Below are 10,078 nucleotides of genomic sequence, written 5' to 3'. Positions count from 1 at the left end.
CGGACGGCCCTGGTCGGTGGAGCGGCGGCTCAGCTGCGCCAGGTGTCGGTCAGCGTGACCTTGCCGCTCGCGGGGACGGTGGCGGTGCGGTTGGCTCCGCTCTCCCAGGTGACGTTCCCGGCGGCGTCCTTACGGAGGTACTTGTACGAGAACGCGGTCCCGGCCGGGAGCGTCACGTCGAGCTTCCAGACGGGGTACGCGGCCGGGTCGAGCTTCAGCGCGCCGGCGGTGTTCCAGCTGCCGAGCTCGGCGCGGTCGCCGGTGACATAGACGTTCTGTCCGGGCACGGTGGTCGCGGTGACCCCGAAGGAGGCCCCGGCGGGGCCCGCCGGGGTACCGGAGCAGGTACGGGCCCCGGCGTGCAGGGCCAGTGCGGTCCCGGCACCCAGGGTGGCGGTGAACTGCCCGCCCGAGCCGACGGTGACGGTCCTCCCGCTCTGCACGTCGCAGTAGGCGCCGCCCGGCAGCGACGTCTGGAAGGTCCGGGTCAGGGCGGAACCCTCGTGGTTGATCGCCACGTACGCCTTGGTGCCGCGCCCGAAGGCGATCTGGTCGCCGCCGTTGTCCCACCAGTTGGTGACGCCCTGCCCGCGGGCCGCGTTGCGGAAGCCGACCATGGAGGAGATCTCCCGCCAGGCGTGCTGGCACTTCCAGCCGTCGGAGTAACAGGCGTTCACCGTGCCCCCGTTGGGCGGACCGGCGTCCTTGTCGCTCCACTCGTAGCCGGAGTGCACGTCCGGGGACCCGTAGGGCCAGGCCAGCGCGAACACACTGGCCAGCGTGTAGGCGGACCCGTCCTTGTAGCTGAGGGTGTCGCCGCCGCGCTCGGTGTCGTGGTTGTCGACGAAGACCCCGGCCTGCCCGCTGGGCATGTAGCCCCAGGCCTCGCCGAAGTTCTTCAGGTACGCCAGGTTCTCGCTCTGGAAGACCCGCTTGAGGTCACGGGCGTACCGGAACTCCTGCACGTCCCCGTTCCCGAGGTACTCGCTCGGCGAGACGGCCTCCCCGGCCCCGTATATCGCTTCCTGCTTCCAGTACACGTCCGGCTTGGTCAGCCGGGACTTGATGTCGGCGAGGTCGGCGGCGGGCATGTGCTTGGCGGCGTCGATCCGCAGGCCGTCCGCGCCGAGCGAGAGCAGGTCGTTGAGGTACCCGGCGATGCGCCCGCGCACGTAGTCCTCACCGGTGTCCAGGTCGGCCAGCTGCACGAGCTCGCAGTTCTGGACGTTGCCCCGGTCCTGGTAGTTCGAGATCGAGGACCGACAGTCGTCCATGTCGGCGCCCGAATAGAGCCCCGGATAGCTGTACTTCGTGTACGAAGATCCCCCGGTCCCGGTGAAGGTGGCGCCGGCGTCCGCCGGACCGGCCATGTGATTGACGACGGAGTCGACGACGACCTTCACCCCGGCGGCATGACAGGTGTCGATCATGGCCTTGAAGGCGGCCCGGTCACCGAGCCGCCCGGCGATCCTGTAGCTGACGGGCTGGTACGAGGTCCACCACTGCCCGCCCTGCACGTGCTCCTGCGGAGGCGACACCTGCACGTACCCGTACCCGGCGGGTCCCAGCGCATCGGTGCAGGCCCTGGCGACGGAGTCGAAGCGCCACTCGAAGAGGACAGCGGTGACGTCCTTCTCGCCGGGGGGCGCCGCTACGGCCTGCGGCCCGGCGGCGGTGAGCGCGGCGGCGGCGAGTACGCCCGCGGTGGCGGCGCGGGCCATCTGCAGGGCTCTGCTGTTCCTTGTGGTGCGGGGCATGTGGGGCCTCCTGGCGGAGAGGTGGGGATTGCACGCGACCGTAGGGGCCCGCCAACAGCCCTGCAATACCTTGCGCAAGAAATTGCAGAATTGTTTCTTGCGTGTGTCCTACGGGACTCGAGTGGAGGAAGCCGACCCGGCCCGGATCGGAACCGGGGCGGCGGCTCCGGGGAGCCGGATCCGCTCGGGCGGACCGGACGGTTTACAGGCATTCTGACGGGCGGTAATCATTCGATTCCAATTCCTGCCTATTACTACCGAGTTCGCCTTATTGAGTGGGTTCTCGCACCGTCCCGGCGCGCTGCCCCACCGCGTTTCGAACCAGGCCGATATCCCTGCAACGTCAGTCGAGGCGTCGGGAGGCCGGGAACGATGGTTGAGCGAAGGAAATTCCTCATGGCCGGAGCCGTGGGAAGTGCGGCCGTGCTGTCAGGGAGCGTTACGGGGGCACCTGCGCACGCGGATCCACGGCCCGACCACAGTCACGGGCACGGGCACGGGACACCGGACCCGGACACGCCGATTCCGCAGACGCCTCCGCTGGAGAAATACGTCGACCCGCTGCCCACGCCGGAGACGGCCGTCCCGGACACCTCCACCTATCCGGGCGCCGACTACTACGAGGTCACGATGCGACCGGGCACGTGGCGATTCCACCGGGATCTCGGACCGGCCGACGTGTGGGGCTACTGGGCCAAGAACCCGCACGATCGGCACGAGCCGATCGGCATGGGCTATCTCGGGCCGACCATCAGCGTGATCAAGGACCAGCCGACGGTCGTCAAGTACCGCAACAAGCTGCCGACCACGCACCTGTTCCAGTTCGTCATCGACAAGATCCGCAGCGGGGACCCCCAGCTCGCACCGATCGCTCCGCCCCCCTACAAGAGCGAGCCGCCGTTCCCCGAGAACGTGAACGTGTGGAACGTCGTGCACCAGCACGGCGGTTTCACCCCGCCGCAGTCCGACGGCATGCCGCTGCACTCGTTCAGCCCGGACGGTGTCCACGCCGAGTCCTACACCACGCTGGAGCCGGACCGCGTCGAACGCAACGAGGCGATCTGTGCGTACACGAACCACGAGCGCTCGTCCATGCTCTGGTACCACGATCACGGCATGGGGATGACCAGCGTCAACGTCTACGCGGGCCTGGCCGGCCTGTACCTCATCCGTGACCCCGCCGACGAGCGGCTCGGGCTGCCGCAGGGCGAATTCGAGGTCCCCCTCATCCTGCAGGACCGGACCTTCAACCGGGACGGCTCGCTCGCCTACACCATGACCGAGCGGGAGGGCGAGGACACCCCGGTCGTCAACGGGAAGGCGTACCCCTTCCTGGCCGTCGAGCCGCGGCGCTACCGGCTGCGCATCCTCAACGCTTCGAACGAGCGCTTCTGGCGGCTGAGAATCGACCCGCCCAGGGACGTGGTGCTCCAGCCCAACCTTCCGTTCTGGCTGATCGGCACCGACGGCGGCTTCCGCGCCCCGCTGCAGATGCTGAACTTCCTGATCGGGCCGGCCGAGCGGTACGACCTGATCGTCGACTTCAGCGGGATGCCCATGGGCTCGAAGTTCACGCTGACGAACTACCACGCACCGGTGCACTACCCCGGCGTGCCCGGCCTGGGACCGGAGATCTCGGAGGTCATGCAGTTCCAGGTCACCAAGCCCCTGTCCGGCGTGGACCGGTCGACGCCGCCCAAGCAGCTCAAGCTACCGGCGGTCGCGCCCCTCGAGCCGGCGCCGGGGATCAACCGGCGGGAATGGGTCCTGTACCAGCACAAGCTGTTCAGCACGATGACGTTCAACGCGGTGCCGTTCATGGAGCCGTCCCAGGACTTCATCAAGGCGGGCGCGCAGGAGATCTGGGAGTACGTCAATCCCAACCACGACGCGCACCCGATGCACGTCCACCTGGTCAACTTCCAGGTGTTGAACAGGCAGCCCATCGATGCGGCCGCCTACCAGGCGGACTACGAGAAGTGGATCGACGGCGGCCGCAAGGCGGCGGACAAGCCGGTGTTGGCGAACTACTTCACCGGCCCGCCGATCCCGCCGGATCCGGACGAGGCGCTGTCCTACAAGGACACCTTCAAGTCCTATCCGGAGACGGTGACCAGAATCATCACCGACCCCTGGAGCCCGCCGATGGAACCGATCGCGGGGATCGCGAACAGCGGGACGGAGCTGCCGGCGGAGTACGTCCACCACTGCCACCTCCTCGAACACGAAGACGACGACCTGATGCGCCGGTTCACGATCGTCGACCCCGATGCCCCCCTCCCCGTCGACCAGGACGGCGGCCACGGCGGCCACGGCGGGGCCGGCAAGGGCCGCTGAGGCGCCGATCCGGCCGCGAAAGAAGCGGGCGGGGGCGGGCCGTGGCCCACCCCCGCCCGGGAGGGCTAAGGCACCTGCGCCGTCGAGCCTCGGACCACCAGTTCCGGCTGGAAGACGTACTCCGTGCGCTGGACCGGGGTGCCCGAGACCGCTTCCAGGAGGGCGCCCACCGCCGCCGTCGCCATCGCGCGTACCGGCTGGCGGACCGTGGTCAGCGGCGGGTCCGTGAAGGCGATCAGCGGGGAGTCGTCGAAGCCGACCACCGACACGTCCTGCGGCACCCGCAGCCCGCGCTCGCGCGCCGCGCGGATGACGCCGAGCGCCATCGGGTCGCTGCCGCACACGATGCCCGTGCAGCCGCGGTCCAGCAGGGCCATGCCCGCCGCGTGCCCGCCCTCCACCGTGAAGAGCGTGCGCTGGATCAGCCCGTCGGCCTCCGCCGACGGCAGGGCGGTGAGGAAGCCCTGCTCCTTGCGGGCCGACGGCACGTACCGCGTCGGCCCGATCGCGAGTCCGATCCTGTGGTGCCCGAGGTCCTGGAGGTGCCGTACGGCCATGTCGGCCGCCGCACGGTCGTCCGGGGAGATGAAGGGGGCGTTCACCTGCTCGTTGAAGCCGTTGATCAGAACGAACGGCACCCCGCGCGCCGCCAGTCGCTGGTAGCGCGCGGGGTCCGCGTGGGCATCGGCGTGCAGGCCGGACAGGAAGACGATCCCGGTGACCCCGCGCTCCTCCAGCTGTTCCACCAGTTCGTCCTCGGTGGCCCCGCCCGGGGTCTGCGTGCACAGCACCGGCGTGTACCCGTGACCGGCCAGCGCCTGCTCTATGACCTGGGCGAACGCCGGGAAGATCGGGTTGGTGAGCTCCGGGATGAGCAGCCCGACCAGGCCGTTGCTGCGCCGTTTGAGCCGTACGGGACGCTCGTAGCCCAGCAGGTCGAGCGCGGCCAGCACCTTGTGCCGGGTGCCGGCCGCCACGCCCGGTTTGCCGTTGAGCACGCGGCTGACGGTCGCCTCGCTGACCTCGGCCTGCGCGGCGATGTCCGTCAGCCTCAGCGGGGAAGTCACCCCTGCCACCACACCGTGCAGTCCGCCGGAAGGACATCGGGCTCGGCGAGGTCGCCGCTCGTGAGCAGCACCGTGCCCGGCGCGGGCATCCGTACCGGCTCGTCCGTGGTGTTCACGGTGCAGACGAAGTCCCCGCGCCGGAAGACCAGTACGCCGGCCGGGGCGGGCAGCCACTCGACGGCGTCGCCCGCGCCCAGCGCCGGGTGCGCGCGCCGCACCCGCAGAGCGGAGCGGTACAGCTCGAGCGTGGAGTCCGGGTCCCCGGTCTGCGCCTCGACGCTCAGCCCGGCCCATTCCGCGGGCTGCGGCAGCCAGCTGCCGCCCGTGCCGAAGCCGTACGGGGCCTGGTCGCCGCTCCACGGGATCGGTACGCGGCAGCCGTCGCGGAGCCCGTCCTGGCCGTTCGCCTTGAAGAAGGAGGGGTCCTGGCGCACCTCGTCCGGAAGGTCGACGACCTCGGGCAGGCCGAGCTCCTCGCCCTGGTAGACGTACGCCGATCCGGGCAGGGCCAGCATCAGCAGCGCGGCGGCGCGGGCCCGCTCCAGGCTGCCGAAGCGGGTGCGGTGGCGGACCACGTCGTGGTTGGACAGCACCCAGGTGGTGGGGGCTCCGACGGGCCGCATCGAGTCGAGCGACTCGTCGATGGTGGCGCGCAGCGCCTCCGCGTCCCAGCCGGTGTTCAGGTAGTGGAAGTTGAAGGCCTGGTGCAGCTCGTCGGGGCGCAGGTACAGGGCGGTGCGGTCGGCGCTGGGGGTCCAGGCCTCGGCGACGCCGATGCGGTCGCCCGCGTACTCGTCGAGGACCAGGCGCCAGGAGCGGTAGATCTCGTGGACGCCGTCCTGGTCGAAGAAGGGCAGCACCTGGTTGCCGAGCAGCTTGAGCTGCTCGTCGCGGCCGAGGTCGGGCAGGCCGGGGGCCTTGACCAGGCCGTGGGCGACGTCGATGCGGAAGCCGTCGGCGCCGAGGTCGAGCCAGAACCGCAGGATGGAGCGGAACTCGTCCTGTACGGCGGGGTGTTCCCAGTTGAAGTCGGGCTGCTCGGGGGCGAAGAGGTGCAGGTACCACTCGCCGTCCGCGACGCGGGTCCACGCCGGACCGCCGAAGATCGACTCCCAGTCGTTGGGCGGCAGCTCTCCGCAGGCTCCCTGTCCCGGGCGGAAGTGGAAGCGCTCGCGCAGCGGGGTGCCGGGGCCTTCGCGCAGCGCCTGCTTGAACCATTCGTGCTGGTCGGAGCAGTGGTTCGGGACGAGGTCGACGATGATGCGCAGGCCCAGTTCGTGGGCTTCGCGTATCACGGCATCGGCATCGTGCAGGCTGCCGAACATGGGGTCGATGGCCCGGTAGTCGGCGACGTCGTAGCCGGCGTCGGCCTGCGGGGAGGCGTAGAAGGGGCTGAGCCAGACGGCGTCGACGCCCAGCTCCTTGAGGTAGGGCAGGCGACTGCGGACGCCTTCGAGGTCCCCCATGCCGTCCCCGTTGGAGTCGGCGAAGCTGCGCGGATAGACCTGGTAGATCACCGCTTCTCTCCACCAGCCGGGCTGCGTGCCGGTGGAGGTGGGGAGTGCGTCGGCGAGGTGCTGGGTCATGGTGTCCTTGAAGAGATCGGGCCGGGGGTGAGAGGGGGCAGGCTCGGGTGGTCAGCCCTTGGTGGCGCCTGCCGTCATCCCGGCGACGAGGTGACGCTGGGCGAAGACGAAGAAGATCGCCGCGGGGATGGCGATGAGCACCGAAGCGGCGCTCATGGCTCCCCAGTTGGAGGTGTACTGCGTGACGAAGGTCTGCAGGCCGCCGGCCAGGGTGAGGTTCTCCTCGCCGACCATGAAGGCGGAGGCGTACGCGACCTCGCCCCAGGCGGTGATGAAGGCGTAGAAGCCGGTGACGGCGAGGCCGGGCTTGGCGAGGGGCAGGATCAGCCGCCAGAAGGTGCCGAAGGGGTTGAGCCCGTCGACGCGGCCGGATTCGTCGATCTCCACCGGGATGGTGTCGAAGAAGCCCTTCATCATCCAGGCGCAGAACGGCACGGCGATGGTGAGGTACGTGATGATCAGACCGAGCGGCTGGTTGAGCAGGCCGAGGTCGCCCATCAGGTTGTAGAGCGGCACGATGAGGATCGCCATGGGGAACATCTGCGTGATGAGCAGGGTCCACATCAGCGGCCGCATGCCGGGGAACTTGAAGCGGCTGACCGCGTATCCGGTGGTGGCCGCGATGAAGACACCGAGGACGGTGGTGACGCCGGCGACCAGGACGGAATTGGCGAACCAGCTGAGGAAGTGACTCTGTTCCAGCAGGTACGTGTAGTTGCTGAGGGTCGGTTCCTTGACGAAGTCGGTGGTGATCGCGTGCTTGGCCGGCTTGAGCGAGGTCAGCAGGATCCACAGCACCGGGAAGACGGCGATCACGGATGCCACCACGAGGGTGGCGTGCAGGGCGACGGAGGCGAGCGGGGAACGGCTTCCCCGGGCGCGGGCGGTCGCCTTGCCGGCGGTGGTCGTACGAGCGGTGTCCGCAGTGGACATGGTCACCACACCTCTCCCTGCTTGCGCAGCGAGCGCCGGTAGACCAGCGCGAAGATCATGAGCAGCGCGAGGATCAGTACGCCCCACGTCGCGGAGCCGGCGAAGTCGCGCGGGCTCGTGACGAACGCCTCGCGGAAGGCCTGGGTCACCAGGATCTCCGTGGAGTCGCCCGGTCCGCCCCGCGTGAGCAGGAAGATCACCGGGAACATGTTGAAGGTCCAGATGGTGGAGAGCAGGATCACGGTCATGCTCACCGTGCGCAGCCCGGGCAGGGTGATGTGCCGGAAGCGCTGCCAGGCGCTGGCGCCGTCCATCTCGGCGGCCTCGTAGAGCTCGCCGGGGATCGACTGCAGGCCGCCGAGGAGGGCGACCATCATGAAGGGGACGCCGAGCCAGACGTTGACGGCGACGACCGAGAACTTGGCCCAGGTCGGGTCGTCGAGCCACGGGATCGCGGCGATGCCGCCACCGTCGAGGATCTTGTTCAGGATGCCGTTGTCGCGGTTGAAGAGGAACCGCCACGCGAAGACGGAGACGAAGCCGGGGACGGCCCAGGGCAGGATGAGCGCCATCCGGTAGGCGGCGCGACCCCGGAACTCCCGGTTGAGCATGTTGGCGAGGGCCAGGCCGAGCGTGAAGGTGATGGACACGCACGCGACGGTCCACACCACCGTCCACACCAGTCGCTGCAGGAACACCGGGTCGCTGAGCACGTCCACGTAGTTGTCGAGTCCGACGAACTCGTACGTGGCCTCGATGTGCCGGACGCCGATGGTGCGCGAGACGTTGCGCTCGTTGGCGTCGGTCAGGGACAGGTAGACACCCCGGACCAGCGGCCAGCCGATGATCACGCCGAGGACGAGCACCACCGGGGCGACCATGGCCCAGGCGTACCAGTGCGTGGCGAGGGCGCGCCGGAGTACGGACGCGCCTTTCCCGCCACGGTCAGTGCGGTCGCTGTCAGTCCTGCGGCTCCGGCCGCGGGCGGCGACGTCGGTCTCGACGTCGTCGCCCGCGGCCTTCGCCACCGACTGGCTGGTGTCGGCAGCCATGGTTTCGTTACTTCCAGCCCTTGAGGATCTTGCGGAACTCGACGCCGGCCGCCTTGGCCGCGTCCTCCGGGCTCGACGCCCCGGTGATCGCCTTGGTGTATTCGACCTTCAGCGGCTCGAAGAGGGAGCCGTTCTCCGGGATCCAGGCGCGCTCGACGGCCTTGTCCACGGCCGGCTTGAAGAACTGGACCATCTCGCTGCTCTTGACGTCCGGCTGGTCGTAGGCGGCGGTACGGGTCGGGAGCAGGCTGAGCTCCTTGGCCGACTGCACCTGGACCTCCTGCGAGGTCATGTACTCGACGAAGGCGTGCGCCGCGGCGGTGTTCTTGGAACCGGCGTAGACCGCGAGGTCGTGGCCGCCCTGCGGGGCACCCGCCTTGACGGAGCCGGCCGGGACCGCGGCGATGCCGAGGTTGGCCTTGTCCTTGAACTGGTCGCCGGCGTAGCTGTCGGCCACCGCCCACGGACCGTTGATCATCATGGCCGCCTGGCCGGACTTGAAGGCGGTCTGCATGTTGTTCCAGCCATCGGTGGCGTTGGTGATCGCCGCACCGGAGGTGACCAGGTCACGAGCGGTCTTGAAGGCCTTGACGCCCGCCTCGTTGTCGACGGTGACCGTCTTGCTCTTGGCGTCGACCAGGTCGCCGCCCTCGCCGTAGATGAGGGGGAGGAACCAGTAGGAGTCGTCGCCGCGGAGGTAGAGGCCGGCCTTGCCGGTCTTGTCCTTGATCGCGGCGGCGGCGGTCTTCAGCTCTTCCAGCGTCTTGGGGGGCTGGACGCCGGCGTCGGCGAGCATCTTCTTGTTGTAGAAGAGGCCGAGGGTGTCGATGACCTGCGGAACGGCGTAGGTCTTGCCCTCGTACTTACCGCTGGCCGCGGCCTGCGCCAGGAATTCGGCGTCGACCTTCTTGGCGGTCTCGGCGGGGACCTCGTCGAGGTAGCCCAGCGAGGCGAAGTCCGCGACCCAGCCGACGTCGGCGCGGATCACGTCAGGCGCGTCGGAGCCGCTGCTGAAAGCGTTCTTGACCTTGTTCTGCGCGTCGCCGTACGGGACGTTGACGTACTTGACGTTCACCTTCGGGTGCTTGGCGGTGAACGCCTCGGCGAGCTTCTGGAAGCTTGCCTTCTCCGCGTCGTTCGAGGTGTCCCACCACGTGACCGTGCCGGAAAGCTCGCCGCCCGCCTTGGCCTCGCCGGCCGCGTCCTTGTCGTCCCCACCGCAAGCCGTTGCCGCGAGCGCCAGAGCCGCGACCAGCGCGGTGGCCGCTATGCCACGCCGCATATGAACTCCTTCGATGATCCCGGCCGCGCCCTCGCGGTCCCGAGTTGCCAGGAACGTAACAAGA

7 protein-coding genes are annotated in these 10,078 nt (G+C 69.3%); 1 reads left to right on the top strand and 6 read right to left on the bottom strand.

Features of this window, described 5'->3' with window-relative positions; translation table 11 throughout:
- Positions 1 to 29 precede the first annotated feature (29 nt).
- Positions 30 to 1,721, bottom strand: coding sequence for a carbohydrate-binding module family 20 domain-containing protein (locus ACIQZO_RS01000; RefSeq protein ID WP_403619162.1), 1,692 nt, complete (start codon positions 1,719 to 1,721; stop codon positions 30 to 32).
- Positions 1,722 to 2,153: 432 nt separating this feature from the next.
- On the opposite strand from ACIQZO_RS01000, the gene ACIQZO_RS00995 reads away from it, so the two are divergent.
- Complete coding sequence (locus tag ACIQZO_RS00995) at positions 2,154 to 4,094, top strand: multicopper oxidase family protein (protein WP_403618093.1); 1,941 nt, start codon at positions 2,154 to 2,156, stop codon at positions 4,092 to 4,094.
- 65 nt (positions 4,095 to 4,159) lie between these two features.
- Here the strand turns inward: ACIQZO_RS00995 and ACIQZO_RS00990 are convergent, their stop codons facing one another.
- Genes ACIQZO_RS00990 through ACIQZO_RS00970 form a run of 5 tightly spaced genes read right to left on the bottom strand, consistent with a single transcriptional unit; the run spans position 4,160 to position 10,014 of the window.
- Positions 4,160 to 5,173 (bottom strand): LacI family DNA-binding transcriptional regulator, encoded by a 1,014-nt coding sequence (locus ACIQZO_RS00990; protein ID WP_403618090.1) that lies wholly within the window; start codon positions 5,171 to 5,173, stop codon positions 4,160 to 4,162.
- The gene (locus ACIQZO_RS00985) at positions 5,158 to 6,747 is read right to left on the bottom strand and encodes a glycoside hydrolase family 13 protein (RefSeq protein WP_403618088.1); all 1,590 of its coding nucleotides are present in this window, start codon (positions 6,745 to 6,747) and stop codon (positions 5,158 to 5,160) included. Before ACIQZO_RS00985 ends, ACIQZO_RS00990 begins: the two co-directional genes overlap by 16 nt.
- Before the next feature lie 51 nt (positions 6,748 to 6,798).
- Positions 6,799 to 7,680 (bottom strand): sugar ABC transporter permease, encoded by an 882-nt coding sequence (locus tag ACIQZO_RS00980; protein ID WP_403618086.1) that lies wholly within the window; start codon positions 7,678 to 7,680, stop codon positions 6,799 to 6,801.
- 2 nt (positions 7,681 to 7,682) lie between these two features.
- A complete protein-coding gene (locus ACIQZO_RS00975; protein ID WP_403618084.1) occupies positions 7,683 to 8,732 on the bottom strand; it encodes a carbohydrate ABC transporter permease in 1,050 nt (349 codons plus the stop codon).
- A 7-nt stretch (positions 8,733 to 8,739) separates the two neighbouring features.
- Entirely contained in the window at positions 8,740 to 10,014 is a 1,275-nt protein-coding gene (locus tag ACIQZO_RS00970) for an extracellular solute-binding protein (RefSeq protein ID WP_403618082.1), read from the bottom strand.
- Between the last annotated feature and the right edge of the window lie 64 nt (positions 10,015 to 10,078).

The sequence above is a fragment of the Streptomyces sp. NPDC097617 genome (assembly GCF_044761485.1).
In the GTDB taxonomy this organism is placed as follows: domain Bacteria; phylum Actinomycetota; class Actinomycetes; order Streptomycetales; family Streptomycetaceae; genus Streptomyces.
This window is presented reverse-complemented; position numbering and strand designations above follow the sequence as displayed.

What these genes read in the sequence shown, in the direction of transcription:
- ACIQZO_RS01000 (WP_403619162.1), bottom strand. Translation starts at nt 1,721, where the DNA reads ATGGCCCGCGCCGCCACCGCGGGCGTACTCGCCGCCGCCGCGCTCACC.
- ACIQZO_RS00995 (WP_403618093.1), top strand. Translation starts at nt 2,154, where the DNA reads ATGGCCGGAGCCGTGGGAAGTGCGGCCGTGCTGTCAGGGAGCGTTACG.
- ACIQZO_RS00985 (WP_403618088.1), bottom strand. Translation starts at nt 6,747, where the DNA reads ATGACCCAGCACCTCGCCGACGCACTCCCCACCTCCACCGGCACGCAG.
- ACIQZO_RS00980 (WP_403618086.1), bottom strand. Translation starts at nt 7,680, where the DNA reads ATGTCCACTGCGGACACCGCTCGTACGACCACCGCCGGCAAGGCGACC.
- ACIQZO_RS00975 (WP_403618084.1), bottom strand. Translation starts at nt 8,732, where the DNA reads ATGGCTGCCGACACCAGCCAGTCGGTGGCGAAGGCCGCGGGCGACGAC.
- ACIQZO_RS00970 (WP_403618082.1), bottom strand. Translation starts at nt 10,014, where the DNA reads ATGCGGCGTGGCATAGCGGCCACCGCGCTGGTCGCGGCTCTGGCGCTC.